General features: G+C 45.4%; 17 protein-coding genes. 16 read left to right on the top strand and 1 reads right to left on the bottom strand.

Annotated features, from left to right (window positions below; translation table 11 throughout):
* Window positions 1-7: 7 nt before the first annotated feature.
* From hisA to CLOSA_RS10075, 12 genes are all read left to right on the top strand, one after another.
* Window positions 8-748: a 1-(5-phosphoribosyl)-5-[(5-phosphoribosylamino)methylideneamino]imidazole-4-carboxamide isomerase gene (gene hisA, locus CLOSA_RS10020; RefSeq protein WP_013272648.1), complete on the top strand. Its 741-nt coding sequence runs from the start codon at window positions 8-10 to the stop codon at window positions 746-748.
* Window positions 748-2,037 carry a bifunctional phosphoribosyl-AMP cyclohydrolase/phosphoribosyl-ATP diphosphatase HisIE gene (hisIE, locus tag CLOSA_RS10025; RefSeq protein WP_013272649.1) on the top strand — a complete coding sequence of 430 codons (1,290 nt, stop codon included), beginning with the start codon at window positions 748-750 and terminating at the stop codon, window positions 2,035-2,037. The genes hisA and hisIE overlap by 1 nt, the downstream gene beginning before the upstream one ends.
* 282 nt (window positions 2,038-2,319) lie before the next feature.
* A complete protein-coding gene (locus CLOSA_RS10030) occupies window positions 2,320-3,822 on the top strand; it encodes a hypothetical protein (protein WP_013272650.1) in 1,503 nt (500 codons plus the stop codon).
* Between the two features lie 27 nt (window positions 3,823-3,849).
* Window positions 3,850-5,079, top strand: coding sequence for a peptidase T (pepT, locus tag CLOSA_RS10035; RefSeq protein WP_013272651.1), 1,230 nt, complete (start codon window positions 3,850-3,852; stop codon window positions 5,077-5,079).
* Window positions 5,080-5,302: 223 nt separating this feature from the next.
* On the top strand, window positions 5,303-5,773 hold the full coding sequence (locus tag CLOSA_RS10040) for a PTS sugar transporter subunit IIA (protein ID WP_013272652.1): 471 nt from the start codon (window positions 5,303-5,305) through the stop codon (window positions 5,771-5,773).
* A gap of 33 nt (window positions 5,774-5,806) precedes the next feature.
* Window positions 5,807-6,106: a PTS sugar transporter subunit IIB gene (locus CLOSA_RS10045; protein ID WP_013272653.1), complete on the top strand. Its 300-nt coding sequence runs from the start codon at window positions 5,807-5,809 to the stop codon at window positions 6,104-6,106.
* Window positions 6,107-6,126: 20 nt separating this feature from the next.
* Complete coding sequence (locus CLOSA_RS10050) at window positions 6,127-7,488, top strand: PTS galactitol transporter subunit IIC (protein WP_013272654.1); 1,362 nt, start codon at window positions 6,127-6,129, stop codon at window positions 7,486-7,488.
* An 81-nt stretch (window positions 7,489-7,569) separates the two neighbouring features.
* Entirely contained in the window at window positions 7,570-9,612 is a 2,043-nt protein-coding gene (locus CLOSA_RS10055; protein ID WP_013272655.1) for a BglG family transcription antiterminator, read from the top strand.
* Between the two features lie 62 nt (window positions 9,613-9,674).
* Entirely contained in the window at window positions 9,675-10,373 is a 699-nt protein-coding gene (locus CLOSA_RS10060; protein ID WP_013272656.1) for a class II aldolase/adducin family protein, read from the top strand.
* Window positions 10,374-10,395: 22 nt separating this feature from the next.
* On the top strand, window positions 10,396-11,403 hold the full coding sequence (locus CLOSA_RS10065; protein WP_013272657.1) for a dihydroxyacetone kinase subunit DhaK: 1,008 nt from the start codon (window positions 10,396-10,398) through the stop codon (window positions 11,401-11,403).
* A 12-nt stretch (window positions 11,404-11,415) separates the two neighbouring features.
* Complete coding sequence (locus CLOSA_RS10070) at window positions 11,416-12,039, top strand: dihydroxyacetone kinase subunit L (protein ID WP_013272658.1); 624 nt, start codon at window positions 11,416-11,418, stop codon at window positions 12,037-12,039.
* A 222-nt stretch (window positions 12,040-12,261) separates the two neighbouring features.
* Complete coding sequence (locus CLOSA_RS10075) at window positions 12,262-12,963, top strand: YoaK family protein (protein WP_013272659.1); 702 nt, start codon at window positions 12,262-12,264, stop codon at window positions 12,961-12,963.
* 112 nt (window positions 12,964-13,075) lie between these two features.
* Here the strand turns inward: CLOSA_RS10075 and CLOSA_RS23410 are convergent, their stop codons facing one another.
* Complete coding sequence (locus tag CLOSA_RS23410) at window positions 13,076-13,201, bottom strand: hypothetical protein (protein WP_013272660.1); 126 nt, start codon at window positions 13,199-13,201, stop codon at window positions 13,076-13,078.
* A 327-nt stretch (window positions 13,202-13,528) separates the two neighbouring features.
* On the opposite strand from CLOSA_RS23410, the gene CLOSA_RS10080 reads away from it, so the two are divergent.
* The 4 genes from CLOSA_RS10080 to trkA are packed head-to-tail and all read left to right on the top strand — an operon-like array spanning window position 13,529 to window position 18,635.
* Window positions 13,529-15,388: a TIGR03960 family B12-binding radical SAM protein gene (locus CLOSA_RS10080; RefSeq protein WP_013272661.1), complete on the top strand. Its 1,860-nt coding sequence runs from the start codon at window positions 13,529-13,531 to the stop codon at window positions 15,386-15,388.
* Window positions 15,378-16,088 carry a TIGR03936 family radical SAM-associated protein gene (locus CLOSA_RS10085; protein WP_013272662.1) on the top strand — a complete coding sequence of 237 codons (711 nt, stop codon included), beginning with the start codon at window positions 15,378-15,380 and terminating at the stop codon, window positions 16,086-16,088. The genes CLOSA_RS10080 and CLOSA_RS10085 overlap by 11 nt, the downstream gene beginning before the upstream one ends.
* Entirely contained in the window at window positions 16,081-17,283 is a 1,203-nt protein-coding gene (locus CLOSA_RS10090; RefSeq protein ID WP_013272663.1) for a ribonuclease E/G, read from the top strand. The genes CLOSA_RS10085 and CLOSA_RS10090 overlap by 8 nt, the downstream gene beginning before the upstream one ends.
* The gene (trkA, locus tag CLOSA_RS10095; protein ID WP_013272664.1) at window positions 17,280-18,635 is read left to right on the top strand and encodes a Trk system potassium transporter TrkA; all 1,356 of its coding nucleotides are present in this window, start codon (window positions 17,280-17,282) and stop codon (window positions 18,633-18,635) included. The genes CLOSA_RS10090 and trkA overlap by 4 nt, the downstream gene beginning before the upstream one ends.
* Window position 18,636 lies beyond the last annotated feature (1 nt).

The raw sequence follows: 18,636 nt of genomic DNA on the forward strand, positions 1-18,636 counted from the left end.
GAATCATATGCAGCTTTATCCAGCAATAGACTTAAAAGAAGGACAGTGCGTCCGACTGAAGCAAGGAGAATTTAAGGAGATCACCGTTTACTCCAATAAGCCGGAGGAGGTAGCTGCCCTCTGGCAGTCTCAGGGAGCGACCTATCTCCATCTGGTGGATTTAGACGGAGCGCTTGCCGGCCGTTCTGTAAATAATAAAGTGATTAAAAAAATAACGGATACAGTATCCATACCCATTGAGATAGGGGGCGGCATAAGAAGTGAAGAAGCCATTGAATCCATGCTTTCTTTGGGGGTTGCCAGGGTGATCATTGGAACAAAGGCTGCAGAAAATCCGGAATTTATCCGGGATATGGTAAAAAGGTATGGTCAGGACCGGATCGTAGCAGGGGTTGACGCTAAGGAAGGAATGGTAGCTGTGGAAGGCTGGGAAAAGATCAGCGGGATTTCCGCAGCAGAGCTTTGCGGCCGGATGAAGGAATACGGAGTCCGCCATGTGGTGTATACGGACATATCCAGAGATGGGATGCTGACCGGCCCTAATGTGGAATATACGAAAAGGCTGACGGAAGAAACAGGAATGGACGTAATTGCCTCCGGAGGAATGTCTTCCATGAAGGATTTGAGGCTGCTTTACCAGGCCGGCGTCCAAGGTGCTATCATTGGAAAAGCACTGTATGAAAAACGAATTGATTTAAAGGAAGCCATTGAAGCTTTTGAAAAACAGGACCATCAGGGGAGGATATGATGTTGGAACATAAAAAACTGATTGCGGGTTTTGGAATCCGGGAAGGGAAGGCGGTCAGGCTGGAGGACGGTCAGACATGTTATGAGGAAAATCTTTTGACTCTGACCTGCTTTTACGGGGACAGCGGGGCTGATGAGCTTTTTCTGTATGATATGTCCGAATCGGATGAAGACCATGAACGGACCATAGGACTTATGAAGGAGATTGCAAGGCTGTCTGATATTCCTGCGATTTTAGGGGGAAGAGTCAGACGCCTTGAGGATGTGAAGAAATATCTTTACGCAGGGGCAAAAGCAGCGTTTCTTGATGTAAGCCTTGACGAAAATGTGGATTTGATGAAAGAGGCGGCAGACCGGTTCGGAGATGATAAGATTTATGCTTATCTTCCGGACTGTTCGTATTTGGAGCGGACCAAAGAATATGCCCAGCTGGGAGCGACTGTCATGATTCTGGGCGATGCTGAAATTACGGAAGAAAAGCTTCACGCCGTTTCAGACTGTGAGGAGACCTTTTTGGTCACAGGCTGCGGAGAGGATGCGGCGCTTTTTGCCTTTGCCCTGATGATGGAAAATGTGGAAGGCCTGGTGGGCAGTTTTGACGGAGAAGAGAACTGCATGGATTTAAAGCAGGATTTAAAAGCCCTTGGAATCGAAGTCGATACCTTTGAAAGCCCGGTGAGCTTTCAACAGTTTAAGCTCAATGAGGCTGGCCTCATCCCTGTTATCACCCAGGATTACCGGACAGGGGAAGTGCTTATGCTGGCCTATATGAACGAAGAGGCGTTTTATGAGACTTTAAAGACCGGCTGTATGACCTATTACAGCAGGAGCCGCAAAAGCCTGTGGCGAAAAGGGGAAACCTCCGGCCATTACCAGTATGTGAAATCCTTGTCCCTGGACTGTGACAAGGATACGCTGCTTGCCAAAGTAAACCAGATCGGAACTGCCTGCCACACGGGGGCGAGAAGCTGTTTTTATCAAAATCTGGTTAAAAAGGAATATCAGGAAAGTAATCCTTTAAAGGTGTTTGAAGAGGTATTTCAAGTAATTCTTGACAGAAAGTCCAACCCCAAGGAAGGATCCTATACCAATTATCTGTTTGATAAAGGGCTTGACAAGATATTGAAAAAATTGGGAGAGGAGTCTACGGAAATTGTCATAGCTGCCAAAAATCCAAATCCTGAGGAAGTAAAATACGAAATTTCAGATTTCCTTTATCATATGATGGTTCTGATGGCTTATAAGGGTGTGTCCTGGGAGGATATTACAAGGGAATTGTCCAACCGTTAGCCATGATAGAAACGCCGGGAAGAGTACCGCCTTCCCGGCGTTTTTGTCGATGTGCCAGGCAGGCGCACTCTAACGAGTGGGAGTCTTGTAAATATAGTTAGGACCAAGGGGGTCGTCCGTCAGGACGAATCTGTAGGAAGGTGAAGGCAAATCTCTGGTCTGTCAAACAGAAGTCTCAGCTGACTAACGAATCGTCAGTCTTATACTGGATTACATACGTCATGGACAGCCTGGCCGCTCTATGGTATAATTAGGAAATTGAGATCAAAGGAGGCCACGAGTATGAAAAAACAGATGTCCCGGAGGATGAAACGGATGACAGGGCTTTACCGCTGGGTGCTTCCGGTGGTTTTCCTGTATATCATTGCCCTTTCCTTTTTTTTTGCTGGAATTGGCATGAAGCTTTTGGGAAACACGAAACCTGACGTGAAACCGGTGGAGTTTCATGTATATGACGGAGCGGATATTTACAGCAGCTTAAAGGCACAGATGCTGACCCAGGAGTTTGCATCGGATTTTAAGGAGACCAATCATTATTATTTTGCCTACGACGAAAACCTTCTGCCTTTTATCGTACAGGTTCATGGAGATCTGCCGGAGGATAATTTAAAAATTCAATCCTACTTGTACGAGGAATCCGAGGAAGCACCGGAGCCGGTGGTGTTTTACGGTATGTCGGCACCGATTGAGGAAGATATCCGTACCTATGCAATGGAAAGCTACAATGACATGTGGGGAGAAGAACTTGTGACAGAGGATAATTTTTCGGATTATTTCGGAGAATACTATCTGGATACCACTAGAAAGCCGGCATCCAATGCCCAAAGAACCATTTTTCTAGTTTTTCTGTCCGCATTTACGGCAGCGTCGGCGGGAACTCTGGTTCTGATATGGAACCTTAACAGCCGGAGCTTCAAGCGAAGCAGGGCCACACGGAAAGCATGGCCGGAAGAAAGACTGCTTCAGTTGGACGAACAGCTTCAAGGGGCTCTTACTCTTGCTTATGGAAAAAAGGCCCTCTATTTGTCTGAGAATTATATCGTTACTGACGCAGAGGGATTTGACATCATCCCATACCAGGCGGTAGACCGGATTTATGATACTTCCTCTGTAACAGTAAAAAAGCTTGGATTGGAAACCACAGATGGAGAACACCATACCCTTGCTTCTATAAAACGAGGCGGCCGCATAAAGGAGGAAGCGTTCCAAAGCCTGATTCTTCAGGTGAAAAAGAAGATTGCAAGTAAAAAAGAGGAAATGCCGGAATATCTTCTGGAAGGAGGATATCACATAAATACCGGAGATGAGGGGCAGGAAGCAGTCCTTCAGGTATCCGCAGCCCTTGAGCGGAAGCAGTCCAATGCCTTTCCGGGCGTGATCGGCGCGCTGTTTGCGTCGCTTTTAGGAGTGGGTTTATGGGTGCTCATCGGCCAAGTGGGATTTATCGCCGGGATTGCCGGATTTGTTATGCTGAAGCTTGCGTTAAGCGGTTATGAGAAGTTTGGAGGCTCACTGGACAAAAAGGGAGCCATCCTATGCCTCATCATAACAGCCGGAATGATAGGAGGAGCCAACCTTCTGGATTATGCAGTGTCCATGGCAAGAGCATACTTCCAGTATGAGGCCAGCTTTGAAACCCTGGTCTATGTTTTTGCTAACTTTGGAAAGCTTATGTCTGATATGGATATGTGGGGAGAATTTTTCCTTGACCTTGCCATTGGTTATGGTCTGTCTATATGGTCCGGTGCAGGGGCTATCAAAGCTATTATCAATATGGAAAAATAAAATTACAGAAAAAGAGGCGGTATAATGATGTCAGCAGTATTAAACAATTTTTTAAAGTATATATCCTTTGACACTCAGTCCAGGGAGGATATGGAAGCTGTACCAAGCACGGAAAAACAAAGGTTATTAGCCAGGGAACTGGCAGCCCAGCTTCAGGCCATGAAAGCTGAAAATGTTATGGTGGATGAACATTGCTACGTATATGCTACCATACCTGCCACTACTGAAAAGGCTGTTCCTGTCCTTGGTTTTATTGCCCACATGGACACTGCTCCCGCATATTCCGGGGAAGGGGTGAAGCCTCAGATAGTTGAAAATTATGACGGCGGTGATATTCTCATGAATAAGGACACCGGCCTGGTCATGAAGCCTCAGGATTTTCCTGATCTTTTAAAGTATAAGGGACAGGATATTATTACAACGGATGGAACCACCCTGCTGGGTGCTGATGACAAGGCCGGAGTTGCCGAGATCATGGCTATGGCAGAACATCTCCTGGCTCATCCGGAGATTCCCCATGGAACCATCCGCATTGGATTTACGCCTGATGAAGAGGTAGGAAGAGGCGCCGATTTCTTTGATGTAAAGTGCTTTGGCGCTGATGTGGCCTATACGGTAGACGGCGGCGGATTAGGAGAACTGGAATATGAGAATTTCAATGCAGCTTCTGCGAGAGTCCTTGTACACGGCTCCAGCATTCATCCGGGATCTTCCAAGGGAAGGATGAAAAACGCCCTGCTTATGGCCATGGAGTTTCACAACATGCTCCCGGCAGCGGAGAATCCCATGTATACAGAAGGATATGAGGGATTTTACCACTTAGATTCCATGAGGGGAACCGTGGAGGAAGCCCGTATGGATTACATTATCCGGGACCACAGCAAAGAAAAATTTGAAGAGAAAAAGGCATTTATGGAAAGAGTGACAGAGTATCTTAACAGCCGCTACCATGCAGGCACCGTGGAGCTTTTGTTAAAGGACAGTTACTATAACATGAAAGAAAAGATCCAGCCTCATATGTATCTGATCGACGTAGCAAAGGCTTCCATGGAGGAAATCGGAATAGAGCCTAAGGTGACCCCTATCCGGGGAGGAACCGATGGAGCCCGTTTGTCATACGAGGGACTTCCCTGTCCCAACCTGTGCACAGGAGGCTATAATTACCATGGAAAATTTGAGTTCATCCCAGTTCAGTCCATGGAAAAGGTGGTGGAGCTTCTTCTTAAAATTATAGAGAAATTTACAGAAAGAGAATAAACGGGATCAGCCAAATACCCTGTAGGTCAGCCGCAGAAAGAAATCTGTGCTTCGCCTTCAGGGTATTTTTATTTATGATTCCATGAGCCCAATTTTGCGCAATGGCATATTTGATAATTGTACACAATGGTTGTGGATAACGGCATGGTCAAATGGTATAATTTGCACATAATTAATTGCTTTGAAACTACCGGTAAAAGAGAAGCGTAGAAGGAGGTTACATTTGAAAAAGGATATGTTATTTCGGGAACTGGTTCAGCTGGACTGGGAAGCGGCGGATCAGACCGAAGTCTTTGAACGAATGGCAGACATTCTGTTTCAAAATGGGTTTGTAAAAGACACTTATCTGGAGTCACTAAAGGCGAGGGAGGAAAGCTATCCCACGGCACTTCCCATTAAGCCTTATCCGGTTGCTATCCCTCATACGGATACCAGCCATATCATCCGGCCGTTTATTGCTCCTATCCGATTGAAGGAAGCTGTTCCATGGAGAGAAATGGCCAACAATGATGAAATCCATCCGGTCAGGTTTATTTTTATGCTGGGATTTTTAAAATCTGAGGAGCATATAGACCTGCTTCAGATATTGGTGGAGAATTTTCAGGATGAGGAATTAATGGAGCATCTGAAAAATGCCGGGTCAGCGGATGAATACTTTGAACTGGTCTGCGGCATTAAGGGTATGGAATCGTAAAGATTCGTATGAATATCGGAGGAGGTATTGACTATGGGAATCAGAGTTATTGTGGCCTGCGGAAGCGGTGTGGCCACTTCACAGACAGTGGCAAGCAAAGTAAACCGCATGCTAAAAGAAAAGAAGGTGGATGCTCTGGTGGAGGCAGTGGATCTAAAGTCTGTTGACCGTTATATGGATGGCAGTGCTGCTTATATCACCATTGTAAAAAATGCCAAGGAATATCCCATTCCTGTGATCAATGGAATTGCGTTTCTCACGGGCATTGGGAAAGACCGGGAGTTTGAGAAACTGCTGATGGCAATCGAAGACTATAAAAAGAAGTATCTATAACAATAAGGAGGTAAATGAGAATGCAGATGTTAGCGAATACGGTTAATTTCTTTCTTGGGCTTGGAGCGGCTGTGTTTGTACCGGTTATCATAATCATCGCCGGATTAATTGTTAAGATGAAAGTAAAGGATGCTGTTTCATCAGGCATTACCCTTGGCGTGGCGTTTTCCGGTATGAGTATGCTGATCAATTACATGACCGGTGTGATCACACCGGCAGCAACTGCCATGTTAAAGTTTTCCGGTATTGACCTTCCCATTACCGACGGGGGCTGGACCACCATGTCTACGATTTCCTGGTCATGGCCTTATGCATTTTTAATGTTCCCTCTGGTGATCGTAATTAATATTGTTATGCTTGCCATGAACAAGACGGATACCTTTAATGCTGATTTATGGAATGTATGGGGTAAAATCTTCACGGCCGTTGCAGTGTATTACATAACTGGTAATGTCATAGCAGCATTTGCAGTTGCAGCGGTCCAGGTGGTGTTTGAATTGAAATCTGCTGATTTCCACCAGCACCGCATTGGAAAACTATCCGGCATTCCAGGAGTTACCTGTACTCATAAAATGGTTTTTCTTGCAGCGCCTATGTATATTGTGGACTGTATACTGCGGAAGATTCCGGTCTTTGATAAATCCTTTAATGCACAGGATCTGAAGGAAAAGCTAGGTATTTTTGCGGAAAACCACATTTTGGGTTTTCTGCTGGGTATCATTTTCGGAGTGCTGGCTAGATATGATCTGGCCGGTATATTGACCCTTGGTATACAATGTGCCACTGCTTTGACCCTGTTCCCCGTAATTTCCAAATATTTTATGCAGGCGCTGGAACCCATCTCAAATGCGGTATCGGAGTTCATGCAAAGTAAATTTGCGGAACGGGAAATGTACGTTGGTCTGGATTGGCCTTTCCTTGGAGGTGCAAATGAAATATGGCTGGCTGTTATCTGGACAGTTCCGGTAACGCTTATTATGTCCTTTGTCCTTCCCGGCAATAAGATCCTGCCCTTTGCCGGTATTATTAACATTGCCATCGCAGTGCCTGCCTACCTTGTGAGCAGGGGAAACATCCTGCGGATGCTCATTCAGTGCACTATTTTTACTCCTGTATTCTTATGGGTCGGAACTGCTTTTGCTCCCTTTATGACAGAACTGGCAAATACCACCAAGGCTGTGGAACTGGCTTCCGGACAGATGATCTCCAACTCAAGCATTGACGGCCCTATTTTCACCTATGCATTCTCTCATGCGGTAAAGGCACTGCAGGGAGATTTCCTGCCTCTGGTCATTCTGGTTGTGTGGATTGTGTGTTTTGTACTTTATTCAAGAAGTCTGGTTCAGGAGAAGAAGGAAGATCTGGCAAAGGAACGCGCCTGAGGAAGAACGATATCCTTCCATATAAACGTTGTGAATCAGCTGGATATGAAGGATATCCCCTGATTCATCAGGAGGCAAATTATGAAAATCGGCCAACGAAATTGCTTGATTTTGAAAGAAATTATTCATCATAGTGCGTCTGTCACCGGAAAGGATCTGGAGGCAAAATTACATTTGTCCAGAAAACAACTGGAGTATGGGATTGCTAAAATTAATGAATATCTGGAAGAACAGCGGCTGCCGATTCTGGAACGAATAAACAACGGGAGGATACTTATTCCGGATGAGGTAATAGAACAACTGGATGTTACCCGGCTGGAGCTGGAAAACCAGGACGTCTGGCTGACAAAGGAAGAACGGGGCGATATCATCCAGCTTATGCTTCTGACAAAGTACCAGGAACTGTCGCTGCAGCATTTTATTACCAGACTAAAGGCCAGTAAGAATACGGTACTGTCAGATATAAAACGGTTAAAAGATGAAATGCCTGATTCAAACCTCCGCCTCATCTACAGCAGGGAAAAAGGGTACAGACTGGAAGGCCGGGAATATGATTTAAGGCAGCGGCTGTTTCTTGTACTGCGCAATATTTTGTCCGGCAGGGGGCATCAGGCAATGGTTTACCAAATCGGAAGGATCACCTCCAAACAGATAGAACTCATGAGAAATATGACAGAGACCATTGAAGGGGAATTGAAAACCCGATTTACCGATGAGATGATCGAGGTGAACCGATGCTTTTTCACCCTGGTCCTCAGGCGGATCAGAGACGGCCTGGTTTTAGACAGGATACCGGAAACCTTTCATCATGTAGCAGGAACAAAGGAGTATATGGTGATCAAATCCTGCCTGGCTGATGAGGGGGTGAACAATATTTATGAAACCATGTATTTTACCGCCCATATTCAAAGCATGAGGATCAACTCCCATTTAGAGGCTGTGGCAGGGCAGGAAGAGGTTTATCGGGCAGTGGAGGAAACCATCGGCAATTTTGAGAGGATCGCCTGTATTTGCTTTGACAACAAGAAGGATACCTTTCATCTGCTAATGAATCACAGCCTGCCTGCCTTGTACCGTATCAGATATAATTTTCATATAGGCCCGGATATCACGGAATATGTACTTCCTGCCTACCAGGAAGTACATGATATGGTAAAAAAATCCGTAGCTCCCCTGGAAAATCTGATCGGAATGTCCTTTCCGGAAAGTGAACTGGCTTATATCACACTGATTTTTATTGCTCAGACCAGCAGAGAGGATGAGGAGGAGAAAACAGACAGGCGCCCCCGTGCGGTGGTGGTATGTCTAAACGGCATCACCGTATCCCATTTTCTTCTGACCTCTTTAAAACGAACCTTTCCGGAAATTGATTTTCTCAGCTATATGTCAGCGCGCCAGTTCGACCAGAATCAGGAGGATTTTGACCTGGTATTTACAACGGCTCCTTTAAGGACAACAAAGAAACAGTTTGTGATCGAACCGCTGATGGACAAAGAAGGAAGAAAAAAACTTCGGAAAAATGTGTTTGAAAGCCTGAAAAACTCCGGAGAAATCTTTCCCCAGGTAGAAACCATACTTCAGATCATAAAAAAGCACACAAACGAAAGTGTGTTTCAAAAGCTGCGGATGGAAATTGACTCGTATATGGCAAAGCCTGACGGGAGGACAGGTGGAAAGGCAGAAAAAAGAAAGCCGGAGTTAAAGGAGTTGCTCTCAAGCTCCAATATCCGGATCATTAAGGAGTCCATGGGCTGGAAGGAAGCCATTGAATTTGCAGCAGTGCCCCTGTTATATAAAAATGTAATCAAATACCAGTATGTGGAAACGATTATATCCAACATCCTCCAACACCGGCAGATCATGCTCATCGCAGAGCATGTCATGATCGCCCATGCAGGGATCGATGCTGGAGTATATGATGTGGGATTGTCCATGCTATTGCTCCCCCAGAACATAATGGTAAATCATTATATGGAGGTAAAGGTGATTTTTGTCCTGGCAACTCCGGATTACGAAAGTCATTTGGCAGCTTTGAACCAGTTGATCAATCTATTAGAAGATGAAAAGAAGCTGGCTGCGTTAAAGGAAGCCAAATCAGCAGCTGACATTTTGAATTTGCTGTAACAGGCCGTTTTTAGTCTTTCTCATTCAAACGGCGAAGACAAAGAAGAAAAGAGGAGAAAAGAATGCTTGAAACATTAAAAAAGGAAGTGTGTGAAATCGCAAAGCGGGCTCAGAGAGATGGTTTGTGCAAACATAAATCCGGGAATTTCAGCGCTCGGGATCTGGCGTCTGGTTTTGTGGTCATCACCCCTACCAGTGTAGACCGGGACTTACTGACCCCAAGAGATATGGTGGTCATGGACTTAGAGGCCAATGTGGTAGAAAATTTATCAGGTTTAAGACCCACCAGCGAAACCCTGATGCATCTGATGATTTACCGCCAAAGGCCGAAAGCGTCTGCCGTTGCCCATACACACTCACCATATGCCACTGCATTTGCCCTGCTGAACAAGCCCCTTCCGGCTATTGTATATGAAGTGGCTAATTTAGGCCTGACAAAAGCCAGGGTCCCGGTGGCTCCTTATGGACGTCCGGGCACCACAGGTCTGGCAGAAAGTGTCATTGAAAGCTGTTTGGAAGCGGACTGTTTTTTATTGGAAAAGCACGGAGCAGTTGCAGTTGATGAACGGAATATTTATGAGGCGTTTTTAAAGGCTGCCTACATTGAGGAACTTGCTGAATTATATTATCTTGCATTGACGGCAAACGGGGGAAATGAGCCGGAAGGTTTTGGACCGGAGGAGCTGCAAAGGTGGGAATATCCCAAAGAGATCTCATTCCTTAAGGAAAGAGAAAAATCAATTTCCACTGGTACTGCCTGAATAATAGAAGGAGAGGAAATGTATGAAAAAGATAATTAACAGTGCAGATACATTTGTCCGGGATACCATGGAAGGCATTATCTGCGCATACGGTGATAAGGTAAAGCTGTTACATGAAGACTTTCAGGTTCTGGTATCCGGTTATCCTGCCAGGGAAGGAAAGGTAGGAGTCGTAACCGCCGGGGGAAGCGGCCATCTTCCGGTGTTTCTCGGGTATGTTGGAAAGGGACTTTTAGATGGCTGCGCCGTAGGGGAAGTATTTGCCTCTCCCTCGGCTGCGAAAATGGCTGATATGATTCGCGCCTGTGATAAGGGCAGAGGTGTGCTGTGCTTATATGGAAATTATAACGGCGACCGGTTTAACTTTACCATGGCCTGTGAGGAAGTGGAGTTAGAGGATATTCAGACAAAGATGGTGCTTGTAAAGGATGATGTTGCCAGCTCTGATCCGGAACATGCCGACAAGCGCCGGGGCGTTGCAGGTATGGTATATGCCTTTAAGATCGCAGGAGCTGCCGCAGATAAAATGATGAACCTGGAGGAAGTAGCGGCTGTGACAGCCAAAGCGCTGAACAACATCCGCTCCATGGGTGCTGCCCTGTCGCCCTGTATAGTTCCCAAGGCAGGAAAACCCACCTTTGCCATTGGAGAAGACGAGATTGAGATAGGAATGGGAATCCATGGAGAAGCAGGCATTGAGGTAAGGAAGATGATGACTGCTGATGAGATTGCCGAAACGCTGGTGGGGGAAATCTTAAAGGATATGCCTTTGAAAGAAGGAGACCAAGTGTCCGTTATGGTCAACGGCCTTGGAGGAACTCCCTTGGAGGAGCAGCTCATCGTGTATAGAAAAGTCCATCAGATTCTCTCTCATTTAAGAGTCAGAATAAGGATGCCTCACATTGGGGAGTATGCCACTTCCATGGAAATGGCCGGCTTATCTGTTACGATCTTCAAGCTGGATCAGGAATTATTAGAATTGCTGAAAGCTCCGGCAGAATCTCCGTTTTATACGAATACAAACAAATAGGGGGAGACATTTATGAATGGAAATTCGGTAAAGGGGATCATTGAGGCAATCAGCGCAGAAATGTCCGAAAACCGGGATTATCTGGTAGCGCTGGACCAGGTAAACGGAGACGGGGACCTGGGAATCTCCATGGATGACGGCTACCGCGCAGTGGCTGAATTTTTAAATACTGCGCAAGAAAAGGATCTGGGAAGGCTGATGATGGGATGCGGCAAGACATTCAATGCCTTCGCCCCCTCCTCTCTGGGAACGATCACCTCCTTTGGCTTCATGGGTATGGCAAAAGCTTTAAAGGGAAAAGAGAAGGTGAGCTTTGAAGAAGCCGCAGAGGCCATGCTTGCCGGTGTGAAGAATATTATGGAAAAGGCAGGATCAAAGGTGGGAGAAAAAACGATCCTTGATTCCCTGTATCCTGGAGTTCTTGCGCTGGTAAAGTATGCCCATGAACCGGAAACCGCAGTGAAGGAAGCCGCAAAGGCAGCAGCAGAAGGTTCGGAAGCCACAAAACAGATGCAGGCGGTTCATGGGCGTGCCGCATATTCGGCAGAGCGGAGCATCGGAATATTAGACGGGGGCTCGGTGGTTGGATCCTTGATTTTTAAGGGCATAGCCGCTTATTATGAAGCAAAAGGATAATACATAATTGTCAGGGGAGCATATTGATCATATGATTCTGCCTTGGACGTTCCGCTGAAACGGAGGGTTCAAGGCAGATTGCTTTTGGGGAGACTTGTACTTGCTGAAGGATTATACTATAATGATAAAGGTTTAAGGCATGAAAATAAAGAAATCATTGATACAAACTCAATACAGATGTCTGAAGGATAAGCGCCTGAAACAGTAAGGAGATCTTGGCATATGGGAAACAGAGCAAAAACAAAACTAACGGACCACATAGGATTTCACATGCTTTTGGCAATGACGGGCGGACTTATGGATGCCTATTCTTATATTGACAGAGGCAATGTGTTTGCCACAGGCCAGACCGGGAATTTCGTACTGGCAGCGATCCGCTTCCTTTCCAAGGATTACAGAGGAATGATTCAGGCCTGTGTTCCCATTGCAGCGTTCTTTGTTGGTGTTTTTCTGGCAAGACATTTTTATTATGAAATTTATAAAGAGGAACATACCAGTTGGATATCAGGTGTTTTATTTATGGAAATTGGGGTACTGTTTTTGGTCGGCTTTATTCCACGAACAGTTCCTCACTTATTTGCCAACACAGCGGTTTCATTTGCTGCCGCAGTACAATTTTGTACCTTCCGTAACTTCGGAGGAAATTCCGCCTATGCACCGGTTTTTTGCACGGGAAATATGCGATCCTGTGCTGAAATGTATTATGAAGGCATTGTGAGAAAAAATGGGGAGTGCCGGAGAAGGGCATACCATTACACAGGAATCCTGTCAGCCTTTTTTGGGGGAGCTCTTATGGGGGGCGGGTTGTCTGTCTGGTTGGGAGAAAAAGCGATCTGGATGGGATGTGTGCTGCTGCTGGTATCCTGGAAAACTGCAGACATAGAAAAGAAAGGCCAGAAAACGGAGCTGCAACTGTCTTCATAAACTTCTGGACCAGGAATTGACGATTCCGGCATGATGGAATTCCGGCTGTTATTAAACGGAATCCGCTTTATGGCACTTTCTTTTTATGAAATCCAATTGTGATACAAGATCATTAAGAATTTTTCTTGATATAGATCTTCAGCGCTTTGATGACCAGATATAAAATGTAGATCCCTACGCCAATGCCAGACAGGTATAAAAGCAATAATATTAGATTTACAATACTTAAAACAGCCATTACAACAACCTCCTTTTAACGGTTACCAGTTAACCTGCAACTATTATAATACCATATGGGAATTGTTTTTGCCATATCCTTCTTAAAGGCCCGGACCGGGCCATTTTCATGATCTTACAATTTGCCGGTGGAAAGAATGGACCGGGGATCACCAATCGCACCTGTATTCTGTTTTTTTCTGCGCCAGGCTCTGCCGGCCAATTTTAGAGTTGATTAATCCCGGAAAGTATCCTATAATTATGCAAAGTATCATTAAGTAATGGAGACTGGAGAAAATAAATAGGAAGCAATCTAGATACGTATCCTATACAATAAAAAGGAATGACCATGAGAAAATTAGCATTAAGCGATGAGATTTTATTGAGTATTGAAAAACCCGCCCGCTATATCGGCGGTGAGGTAAATATGGCAAGAAAAGATATGTCTAAGGTAGAGATCCGCTTTGCCATGTGTTTTCCCGATGTTTATGAGATCGGAATGTCCCACCTGGGAATGCAGATTTTATACGATATGTTTAACCGCAGAGAAGATATTTACTGCGAACGTATTTTTTCTCCCTGGACGGATTTGGACCAGATCATGAGGGAACAGCATATCCCCCTTTTTGCTCTGGAGTCCCAGGATCCTGTTAGGGAGTTTGATTTTATTGGAATCACCCTTCAATATGAAATGTGCTATACAAACATTCTGCAGATTCTTGATCTGGGGCAGATTCCCCTTCACTGGGCGGAACGGACCGAGGAAGACCCTATCATCATTGGCGGGGGGCCTTGTGCCTACAATCCTGAGCCTTTGGCAGAATTCTTTGATATGTTTTACATCGGAGAAGGGGAAACCGTTTATTTTGAACTGATGGACCGCTACAAGGAAAATAAGAAGAGGGGAGGAAGCCGCCGGGAGTTCTTGGAGATGGCGGCAGAGATAGAGGGGATCTATGTCCCGGCTTTCTATGATGTATCCTATAAGGAAGACGGTACCATTGAAAGCATGAGGCCAAACAATCCCCATGCAAAGGAGAAAGTGACGAAGCAGTTGGTTGTCTCCATGGATGAGGCTTATTACATTGAAAATCCGGTAGTCCCTTTTATCAAAGTGACTCAGGACCGGGTAGTCCTGGAAGTTATGAGAGGCTGTATCAGGGGCTGCCGTTTCTGCCAGGCCGGAAATGTTTACCGTCCTTTACGGGAACACAGCCTGGAATATTTAAAGGATTATGCCAGCAAGCTGCTAAAAAGCACCGGACATGAGGAGATTTCCTTAAGCTCTTTAAGCTCCAGTGATTATACCCATTTAGAGGGGATCGTTAATTTCCTTATTGATGAATTTAAGGATAAGGGAGTAAATATTTCTCTGCCCTCCCTTCGTATTGATGCTTTTTCACTTGATGTCATGAGCAAGGTCCAGGACATAAGAAAAAGCAGTCTGACCTTTGCTCCTGAAGCAGGGTCCCAGAGACTTCGGGATGTAATAAACAAAGGGCTGACAGAAGAGATCATTTTAAAAGGAGCAGGCGAGGCCTTTAGCGGCGGCTGGAACCGGGTAAAGCTTTATTTTATGCTGGGGCTGCCTACGGAAACCGTTGAGGATATGGAAGGAATCGCAGAGCTGTCGGAAAAGGTGGCTGAAATCTATTATGAGATACCAAAGGACCAGAGAAACGGGAAGGTCCAGGTAGTGGCAAGCTCTTCCTTCTTTGTTCCAAAGCCCTTTACCCCGTTCCAGTGGGCGAAGATGTGCACAAAAGAGGAATTTTTAGAGAGAGCCTATATCGTTAAGGACAAGTTCAAAAAGATGCTGAATCAGAAAAGTTTAAAATACAATTACCATGAAGCGGACTTAACGGTTCTGGAAGGCGTTTTGGCCCGGGGAGACAGGAAAATCTCATCCCTGATTGAGGAGGCCTATAAAACCGGAGCCATTTACGATTCCTGGTCTGAACATTTTAAAAACGATATCTGGATGAAAGCTTTTGAAACCTGCGGCCTGGATGCAGATTTCTATACTGTAAGAGATAGAAGTTTGGAGGAAGTGTTCCCCTGGGACTTTATTGATGCCGGTGTTTCAAAAGAATTTTTAAAGAGAGAGTGGCAAAACGCCGTCAGTGGGAAAGTTACCCCCAACTGCCGGGAAAAGTGTTCCGGATGCGGGGCCATGGGTTTCAAGGGAGGTGTCTGCTATGAAGCTTAGAATTAAATTTTCCAAGCAGGGCCCGGTGAAATTCGTGGGACACCTGGATGTGATGCGTTATTTCCAGAAGGCCATGAGAAGGGCTGACATTGATATAAAATACAGCGAGGGTTTCAGCCCTCATCAGATCATGTCTTTTGCCTCCCCATTAGGAGTGGGACTTACCAGTAATGGGGAATATATGGACATTGAAGTGAACTCCACGGAAGATTGCAAAACCATAATGAGCCGGTTGAATGAAACTATGGCAGATGGAATCCAGGTTACGGAATGCCATATCCTTGAAGAACATGCGAAAAACGCCATGTCCCTGGTTGCTGCTGCAGACTACACTCTGACTTTCCGGGAAGGAAAGCAGCCAAAGGATTTGGAATCATTTTTAAACCGTCTCTCGGAATTTGTACAACAGGATCATATCCTCATGACAAAGAAAACGAAAAAAGGGGAAAGAGAAGTGGACTTAAAGGACTTTATTTATGAGCTTTCGGTTCACGGAGATTCGATTTTTATGAAGGTATCAGCCGGAAGTGCAGACAACTTAAAGCCTGAGCTGGTGATGGCGGCATATTATCAGTGGCTTGGGCAGACGTGTCCGGAATTTGCCTTTCAGATCCAGCGGGAAGAGGTGTACGGAAATATGGGAGATGCGGAACATGAAAGCTTTGTGCCATTGGGGCTTATAGGAGAATCCCGTGAATAAGTTAATCATAACAAGATGGAACGGCTCGGTCATCACCCTTCTTCAGTCAGGAAGGGAGACGGTTCAGGTGGATATTGAGCCGGAAAATAACCGGCCTGTTTTAGGCAATATTTATATTGGAAAAGTAAATCATATTGTAAAAAATATCAACGCTGCTTTTGTAGATATAGGGAAAGGACAGATGGGATATTTAAGTCTGAATGATGCATGGATCCACTTTGCAGATCAGCGGCCCTATGAGGGAAAGCTGCGCCAGGGTGATGAGATTATCGTTCAGGTGGAGCGGGATGCAGTAAAGACAAAGGCCCCGGTCCTTACAGGAAACTTAAATATTACCGGCCGTTATTTTGTGCTGACCTCCGGAAAAAAACAGATCGGCTTTTCTACCAAAATCGCAGATCAGGCGTGGAAGCAGGAGATAAAGCAGGATCTGGAATCAAGGAAGGAAGAATCCTTTGGGATCATCGTCCGCACCAACGCTTATAAAGTTCCGAAGGCGGAACTGGAATCGGAACTGGTACAATTAAAGAAATCCTTTAAGAACGTTTTGGACAACGGAAAGCACAGAACCTGTTACAGCCTGCTTTACAGTTCTGCACCTTCTTACCTGACTGGCTTAAGGGACAGTCTGAAAGCCTCCCTGGAGGCGGTGGTCACCGATGAGGCGGATATCTATGATGCTGTCAAAGATTATCTGGTGCAATACCAGCCGGGAGACCTAAGGCTTCTTACATGGTATGAAGACAGGCTCCTTCCTCTTGGAAAACTCTACCGGATTGAAAAGACCATGGAAGAAGCCTTGGGAAAAAGGGTCTGGCTGAAATCAGGAGGATACCTGGTCATTGAGCCTACGGAAGCTTTAGTGGTCATTGACGTAAATACAGGAAAATATTCCGGAAAAAAAGAACACAGGGAAACGATAAAAAAAGTTAACCTGGAGGCTGCAGAGGAAATCGGTCATCAGCTTCGGCTGAGGAATTTATCTGGCATTATTATCATCGATTTTATTGATATGGAGGCGGAGGAGGACAAACGTATTCTTATGGAACGTCTGGAGGAGATTGTATCAAAAGATCCTGTTAAGACGACCGTTGTTGAAATGACAAAATTAAATCTGGTGGAAGTCACCAGAAAAAAAATACGGAAGCCTTTGTATGAACAGGCATTGCAGATGAAGGAGAAGGTTTCATTATGAAAATCATTATAGTGGGTTGCGGTAAGGTAGGAGCAACTCTGGCAGAACAGTTGAACAATGAACACCATGATATCATGCTCATTGATAAAAACGCCAATGTAATTAACTCTATGACAGAGAGAATTGATGTTATGGGTGTGGTGGGAAATGGGGCAGTTTATAAGGTGCAGATGGAGGCGGGAATTCAGGAAACCGATCTTTTGATTGCAACAACCAATTCTGACGAGCTGAACATGCTTTGCTGTCTGATCGCTAAGAAAGCCGGAAACTGCCATACTATTGCCAGAATCCGCAATCCGGAATATGATTCTGAAATCAGATATATCAGGGAGGAGCTTGGTCTTTCCATGGCCATTAACCCAGAAATGGCTGCTGCCATGGAAATAGCCAGGCTGCTTCGTTTTCCGTCTGCAATCAAAATTGATACCTTTGCCAAGGGCAGAATTGATATATTAAAGTTCCTTGTGCAGGAACAATCCATACTTCATAATATGAAGGTACGGGAAGTGCTGTCCAGGCTTCACTGCAATGTGCTGATCTGCGCCATTGAACACGGCAGTGATGTTTTAATTCCAAGCGGAGAATCTGTTATGATGGCGGGAGATAAAATTTCTTTTATTGCATCTCCTTCGGAAGCCAACAAGTTCTTTAAGCAGGCAGGGATTGATAACAATGCGGTGAAAACAGCCATGCTGGTAGGTGGAGGTAAAATTACATATTACGTGGCGAAACTACTGGAAAATACAAAGATCAGCGTAAAGATTCTGGAGCAGAACGTGGAACGCTGCAATGAACTGAGCGAGCTGCTGCCCAGAGTCATGGTCATTCACGGAGATGCTTCTGACCAGGAACTGCTGCTTCAGGAGGGCATCGGACAGACCGATGCCTTTGCGTCTCTCACCGGCTTTGATGAGGAAAATATTATGCTTTCTCTTTATGCGGCTAGCCAGTCCAAGGCTAAGCTGATCACTAAGGTGAACCGGATCGCCTTTGAAAATGTCATTGATTCCATGAATTTGGGCAGTGTGATCTACCCTAAGCTCATTACGGCTGACACCATTCTCCAATATGTCCGAGCCATGCAAAATTCTATGGGGAGCAATGTGGAAACACTGTATAAGATTGTGGCGGACCGCGCGGAAGCCTTGGAATTCCGTGTGGCTAAAGAGCCATCCATCGTAGGAATCCCATTGGAAAAGCTTGCGCTTAAGAATAATCTTCTGGTGGCCTGTATCATCCGAAGGGGGCGTCTCATCAGCCCGCGGGGGAAGGATACTATGGAAGAGGGAGACCGGGTAATCGTTGTCACTACAGTGACCGGGCTCAATGACTTAAAAGATATACTAAGGTAGG

This window comes from [Clostridium] saccharolyticum WM1, assembly GCF_000144625.1.
Classification (GTDB): Bacteria; Bacillota; Clostridia; order Lachnospirales; family Lachnospiraceae; genus Lacrimispora; species Lacrimispora saccharolytica.

Coding starts and splice junctions, on each gene's coding strand:
- CLOSA_RS10065 (WP_013272657.1), top strand. CDS start 10,396: ATGAAAAAGATAATTAACAGTGCAGATACATTTGTCCGGGATACCATG.
- CLOSA_RS10050 (WP_013272654.1), top strand. CDS start 6,127: ATGCAGATGTTAGCGAATACGGTTAATTTCTTTCTTGGGCTTGGAGCG.
- trkA (WP_013272664.1), top strand. CDS start 17,280: ATGAAAATCATTATAGTGGGTTGCGGTAAGGTAGGAGCAACTCTGGCA.
- CLOSA_RS10045 (WP_013272653.1), top strand. CDS start 5,807: ATGGGAATCAGAGTTATTGTGGCCTGCGGAAGCGGTGTGGCCACTTCA.
- pepT (WP_013272651.1), top strand. CDS start 3,850: ATGTCAGCAGTATTAAACAATTTTTTAAAGTATATATCCTTTGACACT.
- hisIE (WP_013272649.1), top strand. CDS start 748: ATGTTGGAACATAAAAAACTGATTGCGGGTTTTGGAATCCGGGAAGGG.
- CLOSA_RS10030 (WP_013272650.1), top strand. CDS start 2,320: ATGAAAAAACAGATGTCCCGGAGGATGAAACGGATGACAGGGCTTTAC.
- CLOSA_RS10070 (WP_013272658.1), top strand. CDS start 11,416: ATGAATGGAAATTCGGTAAAGGGGATCATTGAGGCAATCAGCGCAGAA.
- CLOSA_RS10075 (WP_013272659.1), top strand. CDS start 12,262: ATGGGAAACAGAGCAAAAACAAAACTAACGGACCACATAGGATTTCAC.
- hisA (WP_013272648.1), top strand. CDS start 8: ATGCAGCTTTATCCAGCAATAGACTTAAAAGAAGGACAGTGCGTCCGA.
- CLOSA_RS23410 (WP_013272660.1), bottom strand. CDS start 13,201: ATGGCTGTTTTAAGTATTGTAAATCTAATATTATTGCTTTTATACCTG.
- CLOSA_RS10060 (WP_013272656.1), top strand. CDS start 9,675: ATGCTTGAAACATTAAAAAAGGAAGTGTGTGAAATCGCAAAGCGGGCT.
- CLOSA_RS10055 (WP_013272655.1), top strand. CDS start 7,570: ATGAAAATCGGCCAACGAAATTGCTTGATTTTGAAAGAAATTATTCAT.
- CLOSA_RS10080 (WP_013272661.1), top strand. CDS start 13,529: ATGAGAAAATTAGCATTAAGCGATGAGATTTTATTGAGTATTGAAAAA.
- CLOSA_RS10085 (WP_013272662.1), top strand. CDS start 15,378: ATGAAGCTTAGAATTAAATTTTCCAAGCAGGGCCCGGTGAAATTCGTG.